The organism is Actinomycetospora flava, assembly GCF_037400335.1.
Taxonomy (GTDB): domain Bacteria; phylum Actinomycetota; class Actinomycetes; order Mycobacteriales; family Pseudonocardiaceae; genus Actinomycetospora; species Actinomycetospora flava.
The window spans coordinates 784,852-809,528 of record NZ_JBBEGM010000001.1; the positions used below are offsets into that span (position 1 = coordinate 784,852).

The window sequence follows — 24,677 nt, forward strand, 5'->3', positions numbered from 1 at the left end:
CCGTCGCCGTTCAGCCGTTCGTCACGAAAGGTCGTCTGTGGCAGCCGCAAAGTCCGCAACCCGACGCCGCGTCACCGACGCCACCGACACCGAAGAGCCCGCCGCCGGCGGCCCGGTCGGTGTGGTCGCTGCTCCGGACGCCACGGAGGCGCCGGCGAAGAAGGCCGCCACGCGCTCGGCCAAGGGTGCCAAGAAGGCGCCCGCCAAGGGCAAGGGCGCGGCCAAGACCGACGCCGACGCGCCCGAGGGTGCCGAGGAGGTCGACGTCGAGGGCGGTCCCGAGGGCGCCGACCTCGAGGGCCTCGAGACCTCCGAGCTGGAGGCCGCCGCCTCCGAGCTCACCGAGGACGTCGTCGTCCTGGGCGCCGAGGTGGTCGAGGCCGCCGAGGTCGAGACCGAGGAGCCCTCCGAGGAGGACAAGAAGTCCGGCGACTTCGTCTGGGACGAGGAGGAGTCCGAGGCGCTGCGCCAGGCGCGCAAGGACGCCGAGCTCACCGCGTCCGCCGACTCGGTCCGCGCCTACCTCAAGCAGATCGGCAAGGTCGCGCTGCTCAACGCCGAGGAGGAGGTCGAGCTCGCCAAGCGCATCGAGGCCGGCCTCTACGCCTCCGAGCGGCTGCGCAAGGTCGCCGAGGCCCAGCAGGAGCTCGCGACGCAGATGCGGCGCGACCTGCGGTGGATCGTCCGTGACGGCGAGCGCGCCAAGTCCCACCTCCTCGAGGCCAACCTGCGCCTCGTGGTCTCGCTGGCCAAGCGCTACACCGGCCGCGGCATGGCGTTCCTGGACCTCATCCAGGAGGGCAACCTCGGTCTGATCCGTGCGGTCGAGAAGTTCGACTACACCAAGGGCTACAAGTTCTCGACCTACGCGACGTGGTGGATCCGCCAGGCCATCACCCGCGCGATGGCCGACCAGGCCCGCACCATCCGCATCCCGGTGCACATGGTCGAGGTCATCAACAAGCTCGGTCGCATCCAGCGCGAGCTGCTCCAGGACCTGGGCCGCGAGCCCACCCCGGAGGAGCTCGCCAAGGAGATGGACATCACCCCGGACAAGGTGCTGGAGATCCAGCAGTACGCCCGGGAGCCCATCAGCCTCGACCAGACCATCGGCGACGAGGGCGACTCGCAGCTCGGTGACTTCATCGAGGACTCCGAGGCCGTCGTGGCGGTCGACGCGGTCTCCTTCACGCTGCTGCAGGACCAGCTGCAGTCGGTCCTCGCGACGCTCTCCGAGCGCGAGGCCGGCGTGGTGCGCCTGCGCTTCGGCCTCACCGACGGCCAGCCGCGCACCCTCGACGAGATCGGCCAGGTCTACGGCGTGACGCGCGAGCGCATCCGCCAGATCGAGTCGAAGACGATGTCGAAGCTGCGCCACCCCTCGCGCTCGCAGGTCCTGCGCGACTACCTGGACTAGGTCCCGGACCGACCGACGGCCCCCGAGCTCCGGCTCGGGGGCCGTCGTCGTTCTGCGCCGGCTCGCCTGGTGATCAGGGGCGTCCTGGTGCACCTGACGGTCGCGTCGCGGTGGATGACGGCGCCCGTGATCTCCGGGCGGCAGCGTCCTCCCGGGGCGAGCGGCGCGCTCGGCAGGCATCGGGCCCTGTCGGTCGTGCGCGGGGTGCCTCTCACCCGCCGGGGCGCCACTGCCCCGAGTCCCGAACCGACTCCGCGTCCCGTTCCCGGCGCGTCGGCTCGGTGTGAAGTCTCGATCGTGGTGTCATGCCGAACCTAAACACACGATCGAGTGAACGACGGTCGCCTTGACTCGTCGTTGCCGGGGGGCGCGAGATGACCGGACCCGACAGACCCGACGCCTCGCGTCTCCGCATCGCGGGCATCACCCTGCTCGCCGTCGCCGCGGTGGCCGTCCTGGTGGGCGTGCTCGTCCTCGGTGGCAGCGGCCCGACGACCCCGGTGGCGACACCGCCCGGTCCGGCTCCGGGACAGGCGCCCGGCGCGACCTCCTCGACCGGCCCTCTCCCCGGCCCGTCGCCGGAAGCCGTTCCGCCCGGTGCCGGCGTGCCGAGCGCGCTGCCGCCCGGCACCGGCCCCGGCGAGCCGGGCGCACTGCCGCCCGGCACCGGCGCCCCGGGCGCCGTGCCACCTGGCACCGCTCCCGTTCCCGGAGGCGCGCCCGCGCAGGGGACCGCCGGCGCGCCCGGAACTCCGCAAGGTGGCGGGCCGCTGGCGGCCGCGCCGATCGTGCCGGGCGGCACTCCCGGCGGGGCCATCGCTCCCGGCGGGGCCGTCGCTCCCGGTGGGGCCGTCGCTCCTGATGGGGCGGTCGCTCCTGGCGGGGCCATCGCTCCTGATGGGGCGGTCGCTCCCGGTGGGGCCGTCGCTCCGGATGGGGCCGTCGCTCCTGGCGGGGTCGTCGCTGCCGGCGGAGCGGCCCCCGGCGGCGGGGCGGTCGCGGCGATCGCCCATGGTGGAGCGGTCGCGGCGACCCCCGCCGGCGCACCGGCCGACCTCGGTGGAGCAGGCGCCCCCGGAGTCGGACTGACGTTCTACCCCCCGGCGTACAACCAAGCGTTCGTCAATGCGGACGGCGAGAACCGCTCGCTCGGTGACGCCCTCGCTATCATCCTTGAAGCAGACAGCGACTCTCCTGGAGCAGGCGGTGCGCAGTGTTTCGACGACACGGTATGCGTGCAGGGTGTCGTCGAGCTCTTCCTGTTCGCTGATTTCGCCAACGATGACCCGCAAGGGGAACTCGGCTGGCACGGCTGGACGAACGCAGGTAATCGCGACCTCACCGACGCTGAGATCGAACAGTTCTTGAAAGAGCCCTCCATTTCTTGCGGGGCGCGGCCGATCTTCTACTACGACTCCCGCCAGACAAGCTTCGAGAACGCAGGGGTCGCGGGGAGTCCCGAGCGCGTGGACCAGCTGAAGTCCGCCGCGAACGGGCTCCGCGAAACCGAGGTTCCGGTGGCTGTTGTCGACAACTTCGTTGAGGCGCTTCAACTCAGGGACGATCAAAGGGTAGCGGTTCGGGTGTACAACAACTCGGACGAGGTCGGTCTGGCCGATCGCGCGGCCGCTCAGATGCGCGCGCAGCGCTGGACCGTCGACATGGTCGGCAACTACAACGCGGTCGACCTCCCCGAGAGCGGGGTCTACTACCGTCCCGGCACCGAGGAAGAGCCTGCCGCTGTAGCGCTCGCGAGGCAGTTCGGGGTCCTCGCGGAGCCGCGCTTCGAAGGCATCTCGAACGCTTCGCCCGGCGTCATCGTCATCGCTCGAGAGAACTGGGGCCGGAACTCGCGGGCGGCCGAGACGATCGAGAACGCCGGTGGGGCATTCGCGCCGCGGTGCGGCCCCGCCAACCCAGTGGCCAGTCCCTGACGGGCTCGCCTCCCGTCGGCCCGTCTCCGGACCCATGGGCGTCGCCGTCGGGAACCGCGATGGCGGAGGAGAGCTCCGGACCGCGGGCTCTCCTCCGCCAACCCGGAGTCATGATCGCTCCCGTTGCTCCGGGAACCCTGTGACATCGGGTTGACGGAGCACCTGGAGCGATCGTGGCCGAGGGCGTGCGTCCCACGGCGCCGCCGCCCGCCGCACTCACGGTTACTGCCTGGTATCGCTCGCCTGGCGAGCGATACCAGCCAGTAATCACCCCGCTCGGCCCGCCAGAGGCCCGCAGCGCGCGCCACCCACCACTGCTCCGGACGGCCGACGCGTGCGGGACCCGCGACCTCCCCCGTCCGGACCTGCGATTTTGCGCCTTGCCCCATCGATGCCCGTGCGCGGAAACTATTTCCCACTCGCGCGGGACGGTGCCGGGGAGGACGCGATGGCGACGTACGCCTACCGCTGCCCCGACTGCGGCACCTTCGACGTGACCCGCCCGATGGGGGAGGCCCCGGAGCGCGTGGAGTGTCCACGCTGCGCTGCGTCCTCGCCGCGACAGTGGACGGCTCCGCTGCTCGCCCAGATGGATCCCGCGCTGCGGTCGGCGCTGGCGCGGGAGGAGAAGAGCCGCGACGTCCCCGAGGTCGTCACCCGCGCCTCGGGCACCACGCGTCGCTGACCGCACGTGTGACGCCCCGGGGCCGCGCGGCGCGCCCGGGGCTCCCCCGGTCCTGTCCTGGAGGGACCCATGGCATCTGTCGGCCTGTTCTACGTCGGCGCCGTCCTGTTCGTGAACGGTCTGCTGCTGCTCGGCTTCGTCGAGGGCAAGGCGGCGGCGATCATGAACCTGTTCGTCGGGACGCTGCAGGTGGTCACGCCGACGTACCTGATCTTCACCGCGAACGGCGACCAGGACACGATCATCCTCGCCGGCGGGCTGTACCTCTTCGGTTTCACCTACCTCTACGTCGGGATCGGCCTGCTCGCCGACCTCGACACCACCGGTGTCGGCTGGTTCTCGCTGTTCGTGGCCATCGCCGCCCTCGGGTTCTCCTTCGTCAACTTCACGATGCTCGACGACGCCCCGTTCGGCGTCATCTGGCTCTACTGGGCGGTGCTGTGGACCCTGTTCTTCCTGCTGCTCGGGCTCAAGCGTGAGGCACTGACCCGCTACACGGGCTGGGTCACGCTCATCGAGGCCTGGGTGACCGCCGCGATCCCCGGGTTCCTCCTGCTCATCGGCGCGTGGCCGACCACCGGCATGACCGCGCTCGTGCTCGGCGTCATCGGCGTCGTGATGCTGCTCGTCCTGCTGCCGACGCTGCGCCCGCCGCGACGCCAGGCGGCCGGCTCCGACAGCCCGGCCCCCGTCGAGTCCCCCGACTCGACCCCTTACACCCGCACCTGAGCACATCCTCGGTCGGCGACCGCCGGCCCCGATCGGAAAAGGTGATCGCCCATGCCCGAGGTCGTCTTCGAGGTCGACCAGTCCAAGTCGATGCGCGACCAGGCCGTGCCCGGCCACAACCGCTGGCACCCGGACATCCCGCTGGCCTCGATGGTCCGCCCGGGGAGCGAGTTCCGGGTGGAGTGCCGGGAGTGGACCGACGCGCAGCTGGGCAACAACGACTCCGCCAACGACGTCCGCGACGTCGACCTGAGCCACGCGCACATGCTGTCCGGGCCCATCGGTGTGGAGGGCGCCGAGCCGGGTGACCTGCTCGTCGTCGACATCCTGGACCTCGGCCCCTGCCAGGGCCCTCAGGAGTACGGCGACGCGCCCGGTCAGGGCTGGGGCTACACGGGCATCTTCGCCCGCGAGAACGGCGGCGGGTTCCTCACCGACTCCTTCCCCGACGCCGCCAAGGCGATCTGGCACTTCCACGGCCAGGTCGCGACGTCCCGCCACCTGCCCGGCGTGCGCTACACCGGCATCACCCACCCCGGCCTGTTCGGCACGGCGCCGTCGGCCGAGCTTCTCTCCCGCTGGAACCGGCGTGAGCAGGCGCTGATCGACCGCGACCCGGACCGCGTGCCGCCGCTCGCGCTGCCGCCGCTGCCCCAGAGCTCGCTGGGCGGCCAGGCCACCGGCTCGCTCGCCGAGCAGATCGCGGCCGAGGGCGCGCGGACCGTCCCCGCCCGCGAGAACGGCGGCAACCACGACATCAAGAACTTCACGCGCGGCAGCCGGGTCTACTACCCGGTGCACGTCGCGGACGCGAAGCTCTCGGGCGGCGACCTGCACTTCAGCCAGGGCGACGGCGAGATCACGTTCTGCGGTGCCATCGAGATGGGCGGGTTCATCGACTTCGGTGTCGACCTCATCAAGGGCGGCATGGAGAAGTACGGGGTCAGCACCAACCCGATCTTCATGCCGGGCAACGTCGAACCGCGCTACTCGGAGTTCCTGACGTTCATCGGGATCTCGGTCGACCACGACACCGACACCAACGAGTACCTCGACGCGACGCTGGCCTACCGGCGGGCGTGCCTGAACGCCGTCGAGTACCTCAAGAAGTTCGGCTACACCGGCGAGCAGGCCTACCTGCTGCTCGGGTCGGCGCCGATCGAGGGCCGGGTCAGCGGCGTCGTCGACATCCCGAACGCCTGCTGCTCGCTCTACCTGCCGACGGCGATCTTCGACTTCGACATCCGCCCGACCGCGGACGGACCGGTCTCGGCCGACCGGGGCATGTCGGCGGTCACCAGCTGAGCGGCGTCCTCACGAGGTGAAGGCCGGCGGGTCGTCACCGTCCACCCGCGGGCGGGAGGTGACGACCGCCGTGCCGCCGCAGTTCCAGCACGACGGCTCGGGCTCGCGGTCCCGGCCGCCGACGTCGCACCGGGGGCAGTGCCAGTGGCTGACGATGATGTCCATGACGAGGCTCCTGACGAGAAGGACCCGAAAGCCCGCGACTGGGTCCCCCCGCCGCGGCACGTCGCCGCCGACCGCGCCGGTGTGCACAGTCTGTACACAGTCCAGCACATCACGGAGGGGCTCGCCGACGCGGGCGTCCCCGAGGAGCCCGTCGTCCTCGACCGCACGGGCCCCCACCGGAGCATCCAGGGGCTCGAGCGGCTGCTCGACGACGCGCTCGAGGAGGAGGAATCCGGGAAGCGCGAGGAGGACGACTGAGCGGACCTGACTCTGCAGCTCAGGCCAGCCGGCGGATCTGCGGCCACAGCGCGGCCCACGTGTCGCGGCGCCCGCTCGCGACGGCCACCGGCGCCCCGCGCTCCTCGTTGTCCACGCCGACCTCGTTCTCGATCCGCGTCACCACTCGCACATCGGTGAACCAGCGCCGCAGGGCCGCCTCGTCGTAGCCGACGGCGACGACGGTCGTCGCCGACTCCGGCGGCGGGCCCCAGTCGGCGTAGCTGTTCTGCCCGCTGAAGGCGGGCGGGAGGTCGGCGAACGCCGGTTCCGTGGCACGGAAGACGTCGACCGCCCCCGCCTCGCCGTAGTTGCTGGTCAGCACGACCGTGCCGGGCGGCGCGCCGCGGACCACCTCCGCGACGGTGGCCACGAACGTCGGCCAGCCCACGGTCTCGGCGGGGATCGGTGACACGGCGACCTGCGGGCTGCCGGGCAGGGAGCGCTCGGGGACGATCGGCAGCATCAGCCAGGCCACCACGACGACGTTGACGGCGAGCACCGCGCCGACGACGCGCGGTCGGGCCGGGCCCCGCCGCATCCACGCCACGACCGGCACCGCGCCGGCCGCGAGCAGCACCGGGTACAGGCCCGCGAGGTAGTAGTGCTTGCCGCCCGCCACGAGGAGCAGAACGAACAGCAGCCCGTAGGCGACGGCGAACGCCCGAGCCCACACGACCTCCGGGTCGCGGACCAGCCGCCACAGCCCCGCGACCCACACGGGCACGAGGAACGGGCTGACCTCGATGAGCTGGAAGAGCGGGAACGTCCAGCGGGGCTCGCTGCCGCCGTTGCCGACGGTCGCGATCTGCTGCCCGAACGCCAGCTGGGGCCAGCCGTGGGTCGCCTGCCAGACCAGGTGCGGGGCCCAGATCGCGAGCGCGAGCACCGCGGCACCCCACAGCCACGGGTCACGGAACACCCGGCGCGGCCCGGCCGCGAGCACGCCCGCCGCGACCACGCCGAGGAACGCCGCGACCAGGGACTTGTTGAGCAACCCGACTCCCGCCACGAGCCCGACGGCGAGCCAGACCCGGCCGCCGTCGCGCAGGGCGCGCACGAGCAGCCAGGACAGAGCGGTCCAGACGAGCACGTCGAGGGTGCTCGTCGAGAGCATGTGGCCCGTGGCCAGGGGGAACGCCGCCCCGGCGGCGCAGGCGGCGGCGACGGCGGCCGCGACCCGGTCGCCGCCGAGCTCCCGGGCCATCCGCCCGGTGATCACCACGCAGAGGCCGACGGCGACCGCCGGGACGAGGCGCAGCGCGGTCGGCGAGGCCCCGAACACCGCGGCCTGCCAGCGCGCGAGCGCGGGGGTCAGCGGCGGGTTGTCGACGTAGCCCCACGCGGGGTGGCGCCCCGAGACGAGGTAGTAGAACTCGTCGCGGTGGAAGCCGTAGCGCGCCGACACCGCCAGCAGCAGCACGGTGACGGCGAGCCCGAGGAGGACCGGCGCGGCCGCGAGCAGGCGTTCGGTGCGCGGCACGGCGACGGCGGTCACACACACCTCCTACCCCGCGCCGCTCGGCGGGGTGCACGGGGCCGTCCGGACGATGGTCACGTTCGGTGCGGCGTTCCTAGACTCCCCGGCGTGACCTCCCCCGGTGTCCGGCGCTCGCCCCAGGGCGGGCTGGCCGAGGTGCTCGACCTCATCCTGGACAAGGGCCTGGTGATCGACGCCTTCGTCAAGATCTCGGTCGTCGGCATCGAGCTGGTGACGATCGACGCGCGGATCGTCGTGGCCAGCGTCGACACCTACCTGCGCTTCGCGGAGGCCACCAACCGCCTCGACCTGCACGAGAAGGGCGGCGTCGGGCTCACCGAGCTGCCCGGGCGCATGATCGAGAAGACCTACGAGGGCGGCGCGAAGGGCATCACCAAGGGCGTCCTCGACGCCGGGCACGAGGCGTGGCAGGAGATCCGCGAGGAGCGCCGGGAGAAGAAGCGCCGCAAGCGCAGCGGGTAGCGGTCACGCGCGCGGCGCCTGACATGCTGGCGGCCGTGCAGCCCGACCCCGCGAGCAACCTGCCCGACACCGATCCCGCCGAGATCCACCGACGCTCGGTGGCGCTGATCCAGGGCATGGACGCCGGCGACCTGGACGCCGTGGGCGCGCTGCTCGGCGAGCTGGGCGGGCCGGAGGAGTTCGCGGCGCAGGTCATCAGCCTCGCGAGCCTGGCCCGCCTGCTGCTCGACCAGCGCGAGGACACCGCCCCCGGCGCCGAGGACGCCCGCGCCGCCGTGCTGCACGAGCTGGCCGGCGTGCTGGCCGCGGCCGAGTCGCCCTGACACGGGGATCACGCCGACCCGCGCGGCCCTGCCGCGACCCGTCGTGCAGGATCGGGGGGTGAGTGCCGCGAGGGAAGAGCCGACGAGCACCGAACCGAGTCACGAACCCACGGTCGCCGAGGACGCCGCACTGGCCCGCGAGCTGGCCTACGCCACCGGCGCGCTGCTCCTGGAGCTCCGCGACGACACCGGCCCGGGCCGCGACCGGGAGTACCGCGGCGACGCCGAGGCGCACGAGTTCCTCGTCCACGCCCTGCAGCGCCACCGGCCCACCGACGCCGTCCTCTCCGAGGAGGGCACGCAGGACCCGGCGCCGCGGCGCGGGGCGCACCGGCTCTGGATCGTCGACCCGCTGGACGGCTCGAGCGGCTACGGACGCGGCGGCGACGAGTGGGGCGTGCACGTCGCGCTCCTCGTCGACGGCGAGCTCGTGGCGGGCGCGGTCGCGCTTCCGGCGCGCGGCGAGCTGGCCGACTCCGCGACGGTCACGCCGCTGCCGGACACGCCGATCGACCCCGAGCGCGGGCTGACGGTCACCGTGAGCCGCTCCCGCCCGCCCGCCGAGCTGCGCCGCCTCGCCGCGGTGTACCCGGTGCGCACGGTCGCCCTGTCCGCGGCCGGGGTGAAGACCCTCGCGGTCGTCGACGGGCAGGTCGACGCCTACCTGCACTCCGGCGGCCAGTACGAATGGGACAACGCCGCGCCGGCCGCCGTCGCCGTCGGCGCGGGCCTGCGCGTCACCCGGCTCGACGGCACCCCACTGCCCTTCGGCGCCGACGACCCGTACTCCCCCGACCTGCTCATCGCCCGGCCCGCCGCGCACGAGGCGATCCTGGACGTCCTGCTGGGCTGACCTGCCCTTTCGCTCCGGCGGACGGAGTACCACCATGCCCGGGTGGAGGGTGTTCACGGGCGCGACGCGGAGCTCGCGACGCTCGACGCCGCCGTCGACCGGCTCCGGTTGGGCCCCGTGACGCTGGTCGTGTCCGGGCCGCCCGGCAGCGGTGTCAGCACGCTGTGGTCGGCGGCGGTGCGCCGGGCCCGCGAGCAGGAGACCGGCGTCGTCACCGCCCGGCCGACCGCGGCCGAGACCGGGTTCCCGCACGGTGTGCTCGCCGACCTCCTGCCGGGGCTGCTGGACCTGTCGGACGACGGCACGGTGCTCCCGGAGCCCCAGCGCCGTGCGGTCGACGCCGTGCTCCTGCGGTCCGCGCCGGGGCCCGACGTCGACGCGCGCACGGTCGGCAGCGCGCTGCTCGGCCTGCTCTCCCGCGTGTCGGGCCCCGTGCTCCTCGCCGTCGACGACGCCGACCTCGTCGACGCCTCCAGCGCCGCCGCCCTGGCGTTCGCGCTGCGCCGGGCGGCCGGACCGGTCGGTGTGCTCGCCGGGCTCGCCGCGGACGCCCCGGCCCCGGACTGGGTCACCGCGCGCGGGGACGTCGAGCGGCTCGTGCTCGGCGATCTGCCGCCCTCGGCGCTGCACCGGCTGGTCGTCGAGCACACCGGCGCCGCCCTCCCCCGGCCCGCGCTCGACCGCCTCGCCCGCATCTCGGGCGGCCGCCCGCTCTACGCCCTCGAACTGGCCCGCGCGGACCGGGACGGGCGCGGCGACCACCTCCCGCCGACGCTCGGGGCGCTCGTCGCCGACCGCGTCGCCCGGCTCGCGCCCGCGACCCTCGACGCCCTGCTGCTCGTCGCCCTGGCCGGCGCGCCGACCGTGGCGCTGCTCCGCCGCGCCGGCGCCGACCCGGCGGACCTCCTGCCCGCCGAGGCCGACGGCGTCGTCGCGATCGCCGGGGAGCGGATCGCGTTCGGGCACCCGCTGCTCGCCGCCGCCGTCGCCGACCGCGCCGGACCCGGTGCCCGCCGCGACGCGCACCGGCGCCTGGGCGCGGTGACCGACCATCCCGAGGACCGCGCCCGGCACCGCGCGCTCGGGAGCCTCGGCGCCGAGCCGGTGGTGCTCGCGGACCTGGACGCCGCGGCGGCGAGCGCCCGGGCCCGCGGGGCGCCGGACGCCGCCGCCGAGCTGCTCGAGCTCGCCCTGGGGCTCGGCGGCGACACGGCGGCGCGCCGGGCGGGCCTGGCCGGGCACCTCCTCGCCGCGGGCGACGCGGCGCGGGCGCGGGAGCTCCTCACGACCCTCGGGGACCGGGACGCGGCCGCGGAGCGCCTGCTCGCCCACGTGCACCTGCACACCGACAGCTACGCCGAGGCCGCGGCGCACCTCGAGGCGGCGCTGGCCCGCGCCGGCGACGACGCGGAGCGGGCCCGGGTGCGCGCCGAGCTCGTGTACGTGACGGTCAACCTCGGGCGCATCGGCGAGGCGGCCACGCTCGCCGACCAGCTCGCCGCGGACGCCGCCGCCGTGGGCGACGACGGTCTGCTGGCGGTCGCCGAGGCCACCCGCACCATGACCGTGTTCCTCGCCGGCGGCGGCCTCGACCGGGCCGCGCTCGACCGCGCGCTCGCCGGCGAGGACCCGACGGCGTCGGGGGCCGTGATGACGCGCCCGAGCCTCGTGCACGGCCTGCTGCTGGCGTGGACCGGCGAGCTGGACCGCGCCCGCGACGTCCTCCTAGGCCTGCGTCGCGACGCGCTCGACACCGGCGCCGAGGCCGACCTGCTCTTCCCCGCCTTCCACCACGTGATCCTCGAGTGCTGGCGCGGCGACCTCGCCGCCGCGGAGGACCTCGCCCGCGACACCGCGGAGCGGGCCGAGCAGCTCGGCGGCTCCGTCGCGCACGCGATCGCGGCGTCCGTGACGGCCACCGCCGCCGCCTACGCGGGGCGGCTCGACGAGGCGCGCGCCCAGGCCCGGCGGGCGATCGCGCTGCTCGCGGAGGGCAGTGCCGTCGCCGCCACGGTCTGGCCGATGATCACGCTCGGGTTCGCCGAGCTCTCGGCCGGCGACCTCGAGGCGGCCGCGGCGGTCCTCGGCCCGATGGCGGCCGCGACCCGCGAGATGGGCTACGGCGAGCCCCTCGCCGCGCCGTTCGTGCCGGACGCCGTGGAGGCGCTCGTCGGGGTCGGGCGGCTCGCGGAGGCACGCCCGCTCGTGGACGCGCTGCAGGAGGCCGGCCGGACGCTGGACCGTCCCTGGGCGCTCGCGCTGGGCGGGCGGTGCCGGGGGCTCCTCCGGGCCGCCGACGGGGACCTCGACGGCGCGGCCGCGGCGCTCACCGACGCCCTGCACGAGCACGACCGCCTCCCGGTGCCCGTCGAGCGGGCCCGCACCCGGCTCGCCCTCGCCGCCGTCGAGCGACGCCGCCGGCGCCGCCGGGTCGCGACCGAGCACGCGGAGGCCGCGGCCGCGGTGTTCGCCCGGATCGGGTGCGCGACGTGGGCGGCGCGGGCGCGGACCGAGGCCGGACGCCTGCACCCGGTGCCCGAGCCGCACGGTGACGGCCTCACCCCCGCCGAGCACCGCATGGCCCTGCTCGCCGCCGCGGGTCGCACGAACCGGTCGGTGGCGGCCGAGCTCGCGGTCAGCCCCAAGACCGTCGAGGCGACGCTGGCGCGGGCCTACCGCAAGCTCGGGATCCGGTCGCGCGCCGAGCTCGGTGCGCTCATGGCCAGGCTGGAGAGGGAAACACCCGATGTCGGGGGTGCGCGGCGCTCCTAGCGTCCGCGGGCATGATCCCTCGCGCCGCCGCCCGGCCGCTCGCCCTCGCCGCGGTCGTCCTGACCGCCGTCTCCGTCCTCGTCTCCCTGTACGTCGCGATCGTCGGCGCCGAGTTCGCCGCGATCGGTGCCGTGCTCGCGGTGATCACCCTCGGCGAGCTCGCGGCCGCCGTCGCCGTGGTCGCCTGCGGGGCCGCCGGCCGGGGCGCGCTCGCCGTCACCGGCCTCGTCGTCACCGCGGTGGGCCAGCTCGGCTTCTTCGCCGCCCACATCATCAACCTCATCGACGAGGCCGCGGCCGCACCGCTCTACGCCACGGCGCCGATCGTCACCGGCGTCGGCATGGTCGTGCTCGGCATCGCGGTGCTGCGCGCGCAGGTCTTCGACGGCTTCGCCCGCGCCCTGCCGCTGCTCGTCGGGCTCTGGATGCTCGTGATCGCGATCCCGACGATCATCATCGTCGACGGCCCGCCCGCGCTGGCCGCGGTGCTGACCCTGGTGGTCTGGGACCTGCTGTGGCTCGGCACCGCGGTCGCCGTCCTGACCCACGTGCGGACGGCGACGCGGGTGCCGGTGGCCTAATAGCGCCAGCGCCAGGCGGCGAGGACGTCCTCGGTCTCGCGGTCGGCGGCGAACGCCGCGTCGGCGCGGCGCACCGCCAGGAAGGCGCCGAGCCGTTCGGGACCGAGCAGGTCGGTCAGGCGCGGGCAGGCCAGGAGCGCGGCCTCCTGGTCGGCCTGGGTGGTGGGCAGCGCCGTGACGCCGGCCGCGGCACGCTCCTTCTTCTTCCACGTCCCGGGGTCCGAGGCGATCGGCGCAGGCGGCGCGAGGTTCTCCTCGACCCCCGCCACGCCTGAGGTCAGGATCGCGGACAGCGCGAGGTACGGGTTGGCCGAGGCGTCGGAGACCTTGAGCTCGACGTTCGCGTGGTCCAGGCCGAGCAGCTCGGAGCCCGCGACGTAGCGCAGCGGGGCCTCCCGGTTCTCGATGCCCCAGAACCCGTAGGCGCCCGCGAAGAAGCCGGGCCGCAGCCGCGCCATGGAGCCGATCGAGGGCGCGGTGATCGCCGCGAGCGCGGGCAGGTCGCGCAGGAGGCCCGCGACGTAGCCGGCGCCCGCGGTCGTCCCCGGGCCCTCGGCGCCGCCGGCGAGCAGGTTGACGCCGTCGCGCCACAGCGAGGTGTGCGCGTGCCACCCGTTGCCCGCGAGGTTCAGCGAGGGCAGGGGCGCGAAGCTCACGCGCAGACCGTGGCGCGCCGCCGCGGCCAGCACGGTCTGGCGGGCCAGCAGCTGCTCGTCCGCGGCCGTCACCGGGTCCGCGGCGCCGAGCGAGAGCTCGACCTGCCCCGGCCCGTACTCGGCGTGGAACTGGCCGATGCGCAGCCCGTTGGCCTCCGCGTCGCGCAGGACGTCGGTGACGAACGCGTCGATCTCGAGCAGGGCGTGCGGGCTGTACGCGGGGCTCCGGTAGGCCGGGACGACCGCCCCGTCCTCGGAGGGCAGGCTGACCGCGAACTCCAGCTCGTAGCCCACCCGCGCCGTGTAGCCGCGCTCGGCGAGGGCGTCGACGGTGGAGGTCAGCAGCGAGCGCTGGTCCCACGGCCAGGGCGACCCGTCGACGGTCACCTGCGTGCCCGGCGCCCAGGCGAGGCCCGGCTGGCCGGCCAGCGAAGTGAGGCGGTCGAGGTCGGGCACCAGGCGCACGTCGCCCGAGGGCGTCTCGCGGCCCGGCGCTCCGTATTGGATGCCGTCGTTGGTGTCGAAGATCGAGAAGACGGTGCTCACGCCGATGCCGTGCTCGGCCACCCCGGGCAGCGAGCCCACCGGCACGGTGCGCGAGCGCGGGATGCCGTTGTTGTCCGCCCAGACGACCGTGACGCCCGCGACGCCCCGCGCGCGCAGCTCCTCCACGAGCCCCGCGGCGCGTTCTGCGATGTCGCCCACCGCTGCCTCCCCTCCACCCCGGCGTATGGCCCGAGAGGCTAGTGGGCGACACGGGCCCGGCGGTGGTTCCCGCGCGTGACCGCTCACGGGCGGGTGGCGCCGACCACTCGTCGCTCGAGATCGACTCCCGATCGGGTGGTCTCCCGCCGTACCCCGGAACAAGCGGCGCCTCACCTCCGATGAGCGGTTCGTGACGGACGACAAAGCGCCGCGTGAACACGAGCGGTCGCGGGCAGCGTCTGACACAGTGGAGAAGCGACGGTCGCACGACCGGAGCTCGCGGGCTCGGACCTCCGTCCGAAGCCTCGACGGAGGGAGATGACGATGCCCGGCACCCTGACCCGGCCAGAACTCACCGCCTCGGACCGCTGCGATCGCTGCGGTGCAGCGGCGAAGGTTCGCGCCGTACTGCCCTCCGGTGGAGAACTCCTCTTCTGCGGGCACCACGCCCGGGCCCACGAGGCCAAGTTGAAGGAGCTGTCGGTGGACGTGCAGGCTGGAGAGAGCGCGTGACAGCCGCCTGACCAGCAGTTTCTTCGACAAGAACATCACAGCGACCAACACCGCGACGGGCGGGGACCCCAGGGTCCCCGCCCGTCGTCGTGTGTGGAGGGGGCTCTCCGGAGATCGTCACCGGCGATCACGCCGGCGACCGCTCGCGCGGACCGGTGTCCGATGCGTCCGGATCGGTGCCGGACCCGGCGACCGCGACCCGTTCGTCCCCGGACTACCGGTCCCTGCGCATCCGGGCCAGCCACTTCGCCCGGTGACGAGCCCGGTGGGGCGGCGTGATCATCACTCGATCGTGACGCCGCGATGAACGCTGTGTCGCGACGATGTCGGACCGCGACGGCGGCGACACCAGTTGATCGCCACAGTGTGTGATATGCACCACACGTCACTGACCGACCACGCTCTGTGGACGATCGGCCGGCCGATCAGCGCCAGGACCGCAGGGTCGCGATCCGCTCCTCGATCTGCTCCATGGTCGCCATCGGGGTCGCCGGGCCGCCGCAGTGCTTGCGGAGATCGCCGTGGATCTGGCCGTGGGGCTTCCCGGTGCGGTGGTGGTGCGCCGCCACGAGCCCGTTGAGCTCGCGCCGCAGATCCTTGAGCCGCTCGGCCACGCCGACGTCGCGGCGGAACTCCCGGGTGGGCGCCGGCGGCTCCGCGGTGGTGACCGGCGAGGGGCTCTCCTCGCGGGCCTCCTCGCGGTCGAGCTGCTCGCTCTGGCGGCGGCGCAGCAGGGCGCGCACCTGGTCGGGCTCGAGCAGCCCGGGCAGCCCGAGGTAGTCCTGCTCCTCGGCGGTCCCGGCGCCGGCCGCGGTGCCGAACGAGGACCCGTCGTAGATCAGCTGGTCGAGCTCGGCCTCCGCCGAGAGGGCCTCGAACGCCTTCTCCTGCTCGCCGGGCTCGTCCTCGGTGCGGTTGGCCGCCTCGAGGAGGTCGTCCTCCCAGCCCTCCTTGGGGCGGTGGGGCTCGCCGAGTACGTGGTCGCGCTGCACCTCGAGCTCGCTGGCCAGGGTCAGCAGCGACGGCACGCTGGGCAGGAAGACGCTCGCGGTCTCGCCGGGCCGCCGCGAGCGGACGAAGCGCCCGACGGCCTGGGCGAAGAACAGCGGGGTCGACGCGCTGGTGGCGTACACGCCGACGGCGAGGCGCGGGACGTCGACGCCTTCGGAGACCATGCGCACGGCGACGAGCCAGCGGTCGTTCGTGCGGGAGAACTCGGCGATGCGCCCGGACGCCTTCGGGTCGTCGGAGAGCACGACCACCGGCTCCTCGCCGGCGATCCGGCGCAGCAGGGCCGCGTAGGCCTTCGCCGTGGTGTGGTCGGTCGCGATGACGAGCCCGCCCGCGTCGGGCACCCCGCCCTGCCGCAGCTGGGTCAGCCGCGTGTCGGCGGCCTGCAGGACCGCGGGCATCCACTCGCCCTTGGGGTCGAGCGCGGTCTTCCAGGCGCGGGAGTTCTGCTCGGCGGTGAGCGGCTCGCCCAGGCGGGCGGTCATCTCCTCGCCCGCGCTGGTGCGCCAGCTCGCCTGGCCCGAGTAGGCCAGGAACACCACGGGGCGCACGACCCCGTCGGCCAGCGCGTCGGCGTAGCCGTAGGAGTGGTCGGGCCGCGAGCGCAGCACGCCCACCGCGTCCGGCTCGTAGGTGATGAACGGGATCGGGCTGTCGTCGGACCGGAACGGCGTCCCGGTGAGCGCCAGGCGCCGCGTGGCGCCCGCGAACGCCTCGCGCGTCGCCTCGCCCCAGGACTTGGCGTCGCCGGCGTGGTGGATCTCGTCGAAGATCACCAGGGTGCGGCGGCCCTCGGTGCGGTTCATGTGCAGCACCGGGTGCGCGGCCACCTGCGCGTAGGTGACGGCGACGCCGCGGAAGTCCGTCGAGGTGCGGCCGACGCTGTTGGAGAACTCCGGGTCGATCGCCAGCCCGGCGCCGCGGGCGGCCTCGGCCCACTGGTGCTTGAGGTGCTCGGTCGGGCAGACGATCGTCACCGTGTCGACGGAACGGTCGCCGAGCAGCTCGGTCGCCGCCCGCAGCGCGAACGTCGTCTTGCCGGCGCCGGGTGTCGCGACGGCGAGGAAGTCGCGGGGACGGTCCGTCAGGTAGCGGGTCAGGGCGCGCCGCTGCCACTGGCGCAGCGGTCGTGCTCCCGAGGGATCGGTGCTGGTCGGGCTACCGGTCGCGCGGGTGGTCAACGGCCCTCCGGGGCGGAGTCGGACAGGGGGAGGCGGGAGGCCTGCTACTCCCCGTCGTCACCGCCGCGCGGCATCTTGTTGAAGATCTCCTTGCACTTCGGGCAGACCGGCGAACCGGGCTTGGGCGAGCGGGTGACCGGGAAGGTCTCGCCGCAGAGCGCCACCACCATCGAACCGGTGACCGCCGACTCGGCCACCTTGTTCTTCCGGACGTAGTGGAACATCTTCGGGTCGTCGTCGCCCGTGCGGTCGGTCCCCTGCGGGCGGGTGTCGGGAAGCACCGCGGTCTGGCTCATGCCCTCCATGATGCCCCACGGCCCTGACACGGGGCCCACACCGGGCGGTGCTGTGTCGCCTCCCCGGTACCGGGGGCACTTCTGCCAAACCGCACCCACGCCCTCGCCGCTGCTGTCACGGTGACGTCGTCCCGGTCGCGGCGGTGAGGAGATCCAGGTGAGCCATCCGGTCCGTGCCCTCGGGCGCCCCGCCGTGCCGTTCGAGGAGCTGCCCGGCGATCCGGGCTCCCTGCTGCGCGACGCGCTCGCCTTCGTCGAGGCGCACCGGGCCCGCCTGCTCCGCCTCGGGCTGCACCTCGTGGTCGCCGCGCTGCCGCTGCTGGCGATCTCGGTGCACGTGTTCGGGCTGGCCCCGATGAACGTCACCGCCGGGCTCGTCGTGGTGCCGCTGACGCTCGCGGTGCTGCTGCTCTCGGTGTTCTCCCCGCTCGGGGAGGACCGGATCGTGCTCATGGGCGCGATCTGGGGCGTGATCGCGACGCTGGTCTACGACGCGGTCCGGCTCGACACCGTCTACCTACTGGGCTGGTGGGGCGACTTCATCCCCACGGTCGGCACCTGGATCCTCGGCGTCGACGGCGGATCCACCGCCGTGGGCGCGATCGTCGGTTACGTCTGGCGCTACGTCGGCGACGGCGGCGGCATCGGCATCGTCTTCTTCGTCCTCGTCGCCGCCACCGGCCTGCGCCGCTGGGGCGAGCGGGCCACGGTCGCCGCCGCGGTCGTGTTCGCCGTCTTCCCGGTGTGGACGGGGCTGATCGCGACGGTCGCCGTCGCGCCGCGGGGCGAGCGGCTGATGTTCCCGCTCACCGTCACCACGGTGACACTGTCCCTGCTGGGCCACCTCGTGTTCGGGCTGGTGCTCGGGCTGGGGTGCGCCCGGTGCCGGGGGCTCGAGGAGCGCTGGCCGTGGCCCCCGCTGCTCGACCGGCCGTGGGCTCCGGTGGCGGGGATGGCGGGGGCTCCGGTGGCGGCCGCCGCGGTGCTCGACCCCCGGCCGGCCCGTGCGGCGGAGGGCGACGGGTGGGGGCCGGCGGCGCTCGTCGCGGGCCCGACCCGCACCCCGATCCCCGAGACCCCCGGCGAGATCACCGAGATCCGCGTGGAGCGCCCGGTGCCGCGGCGGACCGGCCGGGCGTCGGGCCCGTCGCGGGCGCGGACGCCCGTCGTGGGGCCCGACTCCGGGCCGATCCCGGTGCCCGTCCCGGCCCGCCGCGAGCCGGCGTCCGGGCCCGTCCGGGTCCTCGGCACGCCCTCGCACCCGGTGCCGGTCGCGGGCCCGGCGCGCCCCGCCGGGCCACCGCGGCGCCCGACCGGGCCGGTCCCGGTGGCGCCGGGGCCGTGGTCGCGGGCGGTCCCGCGGACCGGCTCCGACCCGTGGCTCGGCACGGGGCGGACCGGCGCCGCGAGTTCCGCCGAACCGCACCCGGGGTCCGGGGCGCGCGGCTAGCGTCCGCGACCTAGGGGCACGACGGACGAGCGGAGGACGATGAGCGGGTCGGCGTGGGAGCGCAGCGGGGGGCGCGCCCCGGCGCGCGCGGGCAGCCCCTGGGACGCCCTCGAGCGCCCGCGCCGCCGGCCGCGCGACGTCCAGGTGGCCGTGCTGGCCGTCGCCGCGGCGGTGGTCCTGCTCTGCCTCGTCCTGCGGGTCGGCGAGCCGTCCGCGATCCCGCCCGGCGGGGTGGTCACCGCCGCGGAGGAGGGCTCGGAGTCCGGCGACGACTCCGGGAACGGCTCGGGCGGCGACTCGGAGGACTCGGAGGACTCGCAGGACGGCGAGGGCCAGGACGGCGGCGGCGACCAGGACGATCAGGACGATCAGGGCGCCGGCCAGGAGGGGCAGGACGACGAGGAGTTCCCGGGGCGCGACCAGATCGGGCGGGCCGCGGCGAACGAGTACGTCGACATCCAGCGGGTGCAGCGCGGGGCCTTCTCCGGCGAGGGCGGGGTGTTCTCCGGCGGCAGCTACACCGTCCGGTGCGGGGTCAGCGACCACAAGAACTCCGACAACTACCTGATCACGCCCGGGAAGCGGAACGGCGCCCAGCACGTGCACGACTACGCCGGCAACGAGGGCACCAACTTCGCCTCCGAGCGCGACGTCCTCGAGGAGACCGAGACGACCTGCACCAACGGCGACCGCTCCCCCATCTTCTGGCCCGTCCTGCGCGACCTGCGCAACCAGGGGCCCGACGTGGGCGTCGACGGCGGCAGCCTCGACGGCAACGTGGGCTCGATCGTCGAGCCGACCGCCGTCGACTTCACCTTCTCCGGGCACGGCACCCGGCGCACCGAGCCGTTACCGCTGAACATCGCTCTGGTCACCGGCTCGGCCAAGGCCGGCACCAACGACGGCGAGGGCGCCAACGCCAAGTACACCTGTACCGGTGCTGGCGGCCGGCTGACCGACCTCTACACGATGTGCCCCGAGGGGTCGGCGCTGCAGCGGATCTACGACTTCCCGAGCTGCTGGAACGGCCAGGACATCGACTCCGAGGACCACACCACCCACATCGTCTTCCCCGACGAGGACGGCGAGTGCGACGAGGACTTCGTCCCGGTCCCGGCCCTGCGGATCACCGTGAGCTACGACGACCCGCCGCCGGGCCGGACGTTCGCCATCGACAGCTTCCCCGAGCAGCAGCACAACCCGATCACCGACCACGCCCTGCTCGAGTACCTGTCCTCGGAGCGGCGCGCCCAGGAGGGCGCCGACTGCATCAACGCCGCCCGCCGCTGCGTCCAGGGCCCCGAGCAGGACGGCGCCGCGTCGGGCTCCACCGCCTCGAGCGACCGCGTGCCCCGCTCGCAGACCTTCGCCCACGCGTTCGCGACGCACGCGACCGCGCACCAGCGGCCGGGGCCCACGGCGTCCGGTCACGACGGGCACCGCGGTGCCGGCCCGGGGCTCGCCGCCCCGGCCGCCCGGGTCGCCGGGACCCAGGGCCCCGCCTCGCTCGCCCCGCCCGCGACGGCGTCGGACCCGACGCCCTCGGGCGGGCCGGGACGCCTGCCGGTCGCCGACCCGTCGGACGCCCTCGGCCCGCTGCCCGGGATCACGCGCCTGCCCGGGCTCGCCGCGCCGCTCGGGACCTCCCAGGGCACCTGACCGCGGAGGTCAGGCCACCGCGTCCCACTCGACGACGATCACCGGCGAGCCCTCGGGGTCGAGGCGGATCGGGAGCATCCGCCCGACGCGCACGTCGGCGGCGTGGTTGAACGGCACGCGCACCCGGCGCCGGATCAGGCGGCCGTTGACGTCGAGGTCGAGCACCGGGATCGCCTCGTTGCCGATCGAGCTCGTGGTGCTGGTGACCCCGGCGATGCGGGCCAGGGCCGGCGTCCCGCGCCGGGCGGTGCGCCGCAGGGCGGCGGGGCTGCCGAACCAGCGGCGCTGCAGCGTCGTCCAGATCACGCCCTGGACGAGCAGGACCGCGCCGGTGACCCCGACGGCGAGGGTGGTCGCCATGAGCGCGGTGCCCTCGAGCAGCGGCACGACGACCGCGAGGGCGACGGCGCACAGCGCGGCGCCCGCCAGGAAGCCGCGCCCGAGGCGCTCGAACACGATCGTCATCTGCTCCCCCCGGCTCGCGCGACGGGGCGAGTATCGCGGAGGAGGTGTCTAGCCCCCGCTGCCCGTGCGCGGCGGCGCGTGCCCGGCGTCGTCCTGCTGCGACTGGCGCGGCCACTCGGTGCGCTGGTCGAGCTTCTCGGCGGCGTCGATGATCTGCGCGTCCGGGACGGCGCCCAGCTCGTGGTGGCTGCGGCGGTAGCGGTTGGCCTTCTCGGCCTTCTTGGGCGGCCGGTCGTTGGCGATGAGCACGGCGACCCACGGCAGCGGCACCGACAGCACGATGAACGCGACCGCGAGCCACGGCAGGTTGAAGCCGATGCCGGCGACCCCGGCGAGGACGAGGCACGGGATGCGGCACGCCATGATCAGCGAGTAGCGCTTCTTGCGGGCCGCGAACTCCTCGTCGTACGAGACCGCGGCCTGGGTGATCAGGATCGGCTGTCCGTCGTCATCCTGACGTCGGTTCACCACGAGCGTCGCCTCCTTGGGCACCGGCCATCCCCCACGGGTGCCCTCACGCGCCACTCTGAACCTCGCGCCGTCACCGCGCCACCGGGGAGGCCGGTCAGGAGGACGCCTCGGCCTTGGCGGCCTTGGCAGCCTTCTTCTGGGCCTGCTTGAAGTCGCGGACCTCGCCGAGGGTCACCGGGTCGACCACGTCGGCGATCGAGCGCCGGGAGCCCTCGTCGCCGTAGGACCCGGCGGCCTCGCGCCAGCCCTCGGGCCGCACCCCGCACTGCTTGCCCAGCAGGGCGGTGAAGATCTGCGCCTTCTGCTTGCCGAACCCCGGCAGCGACTGCAGGTTCGCGAGCACCTCGCGCCCCGAGCCCGCGTCGGCCCACAGCCGCTCGGCCTCCCCGCCCCAGTCCTCGACGAGCAGCCGGCACAGCGCCTGCACCCGCTCGGCCATGGAGCGCGGGTAGCGGTGCAGCGCCGGCGGGCCGGTGAACGCGGCGACGAGCGCCTCGGTGTCGTACTCCGCGATGCCGGCGGCGGTCAGCGGGCCGCCGAGGCGCTCGGTGAGCAGGGCGGGCGAGGCGAAGGCGCGCTCCATCGGGAACTGCTGGTCGAGCAGCATGCCGATGAGCAGGGCCAGCGGGTTGGCGCTCAGGACCGCATCGGCGTCGGCGTCCTGGGCGAGGGTCAGCTCGGGCACCGTGTCAGCCTCGCAGATCCTTCTCCAGCACGGCGAACCTGAAGTCGTCGTCGCGCGGGGTCCCCACGCCCTCCTCGCCGTACGGGAACGGCCGCGACTCGCCCGAGCGCACGTACCCGCGCCGCTCGTACCAGGCGATGAGCTCGGTGCGCCGGTCGATGACGCACATCTCCAGGGTCGTCGCGCCGCGCTCGCGGGCGGTCTGCTCGGCGGCCTCCAGCAGCGTCGACCCGACACCGCCGCGCTGCCCGCCGGGGCGGACCGCGAACATCCCGAAGGACGCCGTCGTGCTCCCGGACGCGAGGGTCACCGCGGCGCACCCGACGAGGTCGCCCGCAACGAGCACGGTGATCGTGGGGTCGGCGACGTCCGCGGCGAGCAGCTCGCGGGTCGTGCGGGGCCCGTCGATGAGATCGGCCTCCGAGGTCCAGCCCTCGCGTCCCGACGGCCCCCGGTAGGCGCTGTGGACGAGGGCGAGCAGGGAGTCGACGTCGACGGCCTCGGCGACGCGGACGGTGAGTGAGGCGGTCACGGAGGGCCAGTGTGCCCGTCAGCGGGTGAGCTGTCCCAGCCCGCGGTCGGTGTCGGCCGGGGTCCGGGCGACGACGGGCACGCCGCGCGCCCAGAGCCGGATCCCGCGGTGCCGGATGGCGGCGGCGACGCGCAGGGTGACCGCCGGGTGTCGGGCCAGGGCCGCGAGGACCGTGCGCGCGGTCGCGGGCCGGCGGCGCCCCCGCAGGGTCGCGACGAAGGCGGTGGCGCCCTCGCGGCGCAGGACGACGGTGGCGGCGAGCGTCTCGCCCGGCTCGGGGACGCGCATCCGGTACTCGCCGTCGACCGGGAAGAAGGGTGAGACGTAGAAGTCCTTGTCGACCTGTGCGCGGCCCTGCTCGTCGACCTCGAGCAGATAGTGGTGGCGCCCGCCGTAGGTGTTGTGGACCTCCGCGACGACCGCGACGAGCGCATCGGCCTCGTCGCGGCACCAGTAGAGCGTGATCGGGTTGAACACGTACCCGAGCACCCGCGCGTGGGCGAGCATCAGCACCCGCGCCGGGCGCGCGACGCCCCGGGCGGCGAGGAACGCGTCGAGGTTCTCGCGGATCGAGCGCTGCGGGTCGCCGATGTGGTCGGCGGCGTCGAACCGCGCGAACGGCCGCAGCGGCGCGGGCAGGCGCGGCAGGTCGTCGAGGTCGACGAGCCAGAGGTAGAGGCGGTGGGTGAAAGCGTCGTCGAGGCGCTCGTGGCGGCGGTGCCCGACCTCCGCCTCGTAGATCGCCGGCGCGAGCGTGTGGCGATACGGACGCTCGGTGTCAGCGGTGGCCCCCCGCTGACGTCTCACCACGTCACCCCGAGCGCCTCGGCGGCCCGCACGCCGGACGCGCAGCCGTCCTCGTGGAAGCCCCAGCCGTGGTAGGCGCCGGCGAAGGCGAGGCGGTCGTCGTTCAGCTCCGGCAGCCGGCGCTGGGCCGCCACCGACTCGGGCGTGTACGCCGGGTGCTCGTAGACCATCCGCGCGATCACCGTCGTGGGGTCGACGCGGTCGGTGGCGTTGAGGGTGACGACGTGGGTGTCGGGACCGGGGAGGTCCATCAGCCGGGTCATGTCGTAGCTGACGAGCACCCGGTCCTCCCCCGGCACGCGCAGCAGGTTCCACGCGGCGCGGGCGCCCGCGGCGCGGGGCAGCACCGAGGTGTCGGTGTGCAGCCAGGTCTCGTTGCGCGAGTACCGGAAGGCGCCGAGGACGTCGGCCTGCGATCGCGTCGGCGCGAAGAGCATGCGCAGCGCGTCCGGGGCGTGGGCGGCGACGACGGCGCGGTCGAAGCGGTACTCGGTGTCGGCGTCATCGCGCAGGAGCACCTCGTCGCCCGAGCGCACCAGGGCGCGCACCGGCGTCGACACCTCCACCGCCGAGAGCCCCTTCGCGGCCCGCTCGACGTAGGTGCGCGAGCCGCCGACGACCGTGCGCCACTGGTGCGAGCCGCCCACCGAGAGCATCCCGTGGTTCGCGAGGAACGCGAACAGGTAGCGCGCCGGGTACTGCCGCGAGAGCTCGGGGCCCGACGACCACACCGCCGACACGACCGGCACCGCGAACGTCTCGACGAAGAACCGCGAGTAGCGCCCGGCGTCGAGGAACTCGCCGAAGGTGACGTCCTCGCCCAACGGGGAGGTCCCGTCGACGACGGCGCGCGCGGCGCGGTGGAAGCGCAGGACCTCGCCGAGCATGCGCAGGTAGCGGGGGTTCGCGAGGTTGCGCGGCTGCGCGAAGAGCCCGCGCACCCCGCGGGCACCCGCGTACTCGAGACCCGTGGCCTCGTCGCGCACGCTCATGCTCATCTCGGAGTCCTGGGTGGCGACCCCGAGCTCGGCGAACAGTCGCAGCAGGTGCGGGTAGGTGACGTCGTTGTGGACGATGAACCCGGAGTCGACGGCGAGCGGGCCGACGTCGTGGGTGTGCGCGTGGCCGCCGAGCCGGGCGTCGGCCTCGAACAGGGTGACGTCGTAACGGCGCTGCAGCAGGTACGCCGCCGTCAGCCCCGACACGCCCGCCCCGACGACCGCGACCCGCTCGCGCATGCCAC

24 protein-coding genes and 1 pseudogene are annotated in these 24,677 nt (G+C 74.6%); 14 read left to right on the forward strand and 11 right to left on the reverse strand.

Annotation, left to right across the window (positions count from 1 at the left end; translation table 11 throughout):
* Positions 1 to 19: 19 nt before the first annotated feature.
* The 5 genes and pseudogenes from WCD58_RS03875 to fmdA form a co-directional block, all read left to right on the forward strand.
* Positions 20 to 1,417: pseudogene (locus WCD58_RS03875) on the forward strand (RNA polymerase sigma factor); the annotation flags it as partial.
* A gap of 374 nt (positions 1,418 to 1,791) precedes the next feature.
* Positions 1,792 to 3,351, forward strand: a complete 1,560-nt coding sequence (locus tag WCD58_RS03880) for a LytR C-terminal domain-containing protein (protein ID WP_337699671.1) — start codon at positions 1,792 to 1,794, stop codon at positions 3,349 to 3,351.
* 448 nt (positions 3,352 to 3,799) lie between these two features.
* On the forward strand, positions 3,800 to 4,036 hold the full coding sequence (locus WCD58_RS03885; protein ID WP_337699673.1) for an FmdB family zinc ribbon protein: 237 nt from the start codon (positions 3,800 to 3,802) through the stop codon (positions 4,034 to 4,036).
* 69 nt (positions 4,037 to 4,105) lie between these two features.
* Complete coding sequence (locus WCD58_RS03890; RefSeq protein WP_337699675.1) at positions 4,106 to 4,765, forward strand: AmiS/UreI family transporter; 660 nt, start codon at positions 4,106 to 4,108, stop codon at positions 4,763 to 4,765.
* Positions 4,766 to 4,816: 51 nt separating this feature from the next.
* Positions 4,817 to 6,070, forward strand: a complete 1,254-nt coding sequence (gene fmdA, locus WCD58_RS03895) for a formamidase (protein WP_337699678.1) — start codon at positions 4,817 to 4,819, stop codon at positions 6,068 to 6,070.
* 9 nt (positions 6,071 to 6,079) lie between these two features.
* On the opposite strand, the gene WCD58_RS03900 is transcribed toward fmdA, so the two are convergent.
* Positions 6,080 to 6,235: a hypothetical protein gene (locus tag WCD58_RS03900; protein WP_337699680.1), complete on the reverse strand. Its 156-nt coding sequence runs from the start codon at positions 6,233 to 6,235 to the stop codon at positions 6,080 to 6,082.
* A gap of 81 nt (positions 6,236 to 6,316) precedes the next feature.
* Between WCD58_RS03900 and WCD58_RS03905 the strand changes: the two genes are divergently transcribed.
* Complete coding sequence (locus WCD58_RS03905) at positions 6,317 to 6,493, forward strand: hypothetical protein (RefSeq protein WP_337699681.1); 177 nt, start codon at positions 6,317 to 6,319, stop codon at positions 6,491 to 6,493.
* A 19-nt stretch (positions 6,494 to 6,512) separates the two neighbouring features.
* Here WCD58_RS03905 and WCD58_RS03910 read toward each other — a convergent pair whose 3' ends face one another.
* On the reverse strand, positions 6,513 to 8,009 hold the full coding sequence (locus tag WCD58_RS03910; protein WP_337699683.1) for an ArnT family glycosyltransferase: 1,497 nt from the start codon (positions 8,007 to 8,009) through the stop codon (positions 6,513 to 6,515).
* Positions 8,010 to 8,099: 90 nt separating this feature from the next.
* On the opposite strand from WCD58_RS03910, the gene gvpJ reads away from it, so the two are divergent.
* From gvpJ to WCD58_RS03935, 5 genes are read left to right on the forward strand one after another with little or no spacing between them, the layout of a single operon-like run.
* Positions 8,100 to 8,474, forward strand: a complete 375-nt coding sequence (gene gvpJ / locus WCD58_RS03915) for a gas vesicle protein GvpJ (RefSeq protein ID WP_337699685.1) — start codon at positions 8,100 to 8,102, stop codon at positions 8,472 to 8,474.
* A gap of 35 nt (positions 8,475 to 8,509) precedes the next feature.
* Complete coding sequence (locus tag WCD58_RS03920; protein WP_337699687.1) at positions 8,510 to 8,797, forward strand: hypothetical protein; 288 nt, start codon at positions 8,510 to 8,512, stop codon at positions 8,795 to 8,797.
* 58 nt (positions 8,798 to 8,855) lie between these two features.
* Complete coding sequence (locus WCD58_RS03925; RefSeq protein WP_337699689.1) at positions 8,856 to 9,650, forward strand: inositol monophosphatase family protein; 795 nt, start codon at positions 8,856 to 8,858, stop codon at positions 9,648 to 9,650.
* A 42-nt stretch (positions 9,651 to 9,692) separates the two neighbouring features.
* Complete coding sequence (locus WCD58_RS03930; protein ID WP_337699691.1) at positions 9,693 to 12,422, forward strand: helix-turn-helix transcriptional regulator; 2,730 nt, start codon at positions 9,693 to 9,695, stop codon at positions 12,420 to 12,422.
* 11 nt (positions 12,423 to 12,433) lie between these two features.
* Positions 12,434 to 13,003, forward strand: a complete 570-nt coding sequence (locus WCD58_RS03935; protein WP_337699693.1) for a hypothetical protein — start codon at positions 12,434 to 12,436, stop codon at positions 13,001 to 13,003.
* Here the strand turns inward: WCD58_RS03935 and WCD58_RS03940 are convergent.
* Entirely contained in the window at positions 13,000 to 14,355 is a 1,356-nt protein-coding gene (locus WCD58_RS03940; protein WP_337700788.1) for a type I glutamate--ammonia ligase, read from the reverse strand. The genes WCD58_RS03935 and WCD58_RS03940 overlap by 4 nt on opposite strands.
* A gap of 327 nt (positions 14,356 to 14,682) precedes the next feature.
* Here WCD58_RS03940 and WCD58_RS03945 point away from each other — a divergent pair, with 327 nt between their 5' ends.
* Positions 14,683 to 14,877 (forward strand): DUF7455 domain-containing protein, encoded by a 195-nt coding sequence (locus WCD58_RS03945; protein ID WP_274189263.1) that lies wholly within the window; start codon positions 14,683 to 14,685, stop codon positions 14,875 to 14,877.
* A gap of 425 nt (positions 14,878 to 15,302) precedes the next feature.
* Here the strand turns inward: WCD58_RS03945 and WCD58_RS03950 are convergent, their stop codons facing one another.
* The gene (locus tag WCD58_RS03950; RefSeq protein ID WP_337699698.1) at positions 15,303 to 17,069 is read right to left on the reverse strand and encodes a DEAD/DEAH box helicase; all 1,767 of its coding nucleotides are present in this window, start codon (positions 17,067 to 17,069) and stop codon (positions 15,303 to 15,305) included.
* Between the two features lie 44 nt (positions 17,070 to 17,113).
* Positions 17,114 to 17,374: a DUF3039 domain-containing protein gene (locus WCD58_RS03955; RefSeq protein WP_337700790.1), complete on the reverse strand. Its 261-nt coding sequence runs from the start codon at positions 17,372 to 17,374 to the stop codon at positions 17,114 to 17,116.
* 148 nt (positions 17,375 to 17,522) lie between these two features.
* Between WCD58_RS03955 and WCD58_RS03960 the strand changes: the two genes are divergently transcribed.
* Both WCD58_RS03960 and WCD58_RS03965 read left to right on the forward strand, forming a co-directional pair.
* Positions 17,523 to 18,815: a hypothetical protein gene (locus tag WCD58_RS03960; protein ID WP_337699700.1), complete on the forward strand. Its 1,293-nt coding sequence runs from the start codon at positions 17,523 to 17,525 to the stop codon at positions 18,813 to 18,815.
* A gap of 39 nt (positions 18,816 to 18,854) precedes the next feature.
* The gene (locus WCD58_RS03965) at positions 18,855 to 20,474 is read left to right on the forward strand and encodes a DUF1996 domain-containing protein (protein ID WP_337699702.1); all 1,620 of its coding nucleotides are present in this window, start codon (positions 18,855 to 18,857) and stop codon (positions 20,472 to 20,474) included.
* A gap of 9 nt (positions 20,475 to 20,483) precedes the next feature.
* On the opposite strand, the gene WCD58_RS03970 is transcribed toward WCD58_RS03965, so the two are convergent.
* From WCD58_RS03970 to WCD58_RS03995, 6 genes are all read right to left on the reverse strand, one after another.
* Positions 20,484 to 20,939 carry a hypothetical protein gene (locus tag WCD58_RS03970; RefSeq protein ID WP_337699705.1) on the reverse strand — a complete coding sequence of 152 codons (456 nt, stop codon included), beginning with the start codon at positions 20,937 to 20,939 and terminating at the stop codon, positions 20,484 to 20,486.
* Positions 20,940 to 20,987: 48 nt separating this feature from the next.
* Entirely contained in the window at positions 20,988 to 21,431 is a 444-nt protein-coding gene (locus WCD58_RS03975) for a DUF3099 domain-containing protein (protein ID WP_337699707.1), read from the reverse strand.
* A gap of 73 nt (positions 21,432 to 21,504) precedes the next feature.
* On the reverse strand, positions 21,505 to 22,095 hold the full coding sequence (locus tag WCD58_RS03980; RefSeq protein ID WP_337699708.1) for an HhH-GPD-type base excision DNA repair protein: 591 nt from the start codon (positions 22,093 to 22,095) through the stop codon (positions 21,505 to 21,507).
* A gap of 4 nt (positions 22,096 to 22,099) precedes the next feature.
* On the reverse strand, positions 22,100 to 22,627 hold the full coding sequence (locus tag WCD58_RS03985; protein WP_337699710.1) for a GNAT family N-acetyltransferase: 528 nt from the start codon (positions 22,625 to 22,627) through the stop codon (positions 22,100 to 22,102).
* An 18-nt stretch (positions 22,628 to 22,645) separates the two neighbouring features.
* The gene (locus tag WCD58_RS03990) at positions 22,646 to 23,434 is read right to left on the reverse strand and encodes a DUF1365 domain-containing protein (RefSeq protein ID WP_373696177.1); all 789 of its coding nucleotides are present in this window, start codon (positions 23,432 to 23,434) and stop codon (positions 22,646 to 22,648) included.
* A complete protein-coding gene (locus tag WCD58_RS03995; protein WP_337699712.1) occupies positions 23,431 to 24,672 on the reverse strand; it encodes an NAD(P)/FAD-dependent oxidoreductase in 1,242 nt (413 codons plus the stop codon). The genes WCD58_RS03990 and WCD58_RS03995 overlap by 4 nt, the downstream gene beginning before the upstream one ends.
* Positions 24,673 to 24,677 lie beyond the last annotated feature (5 nt).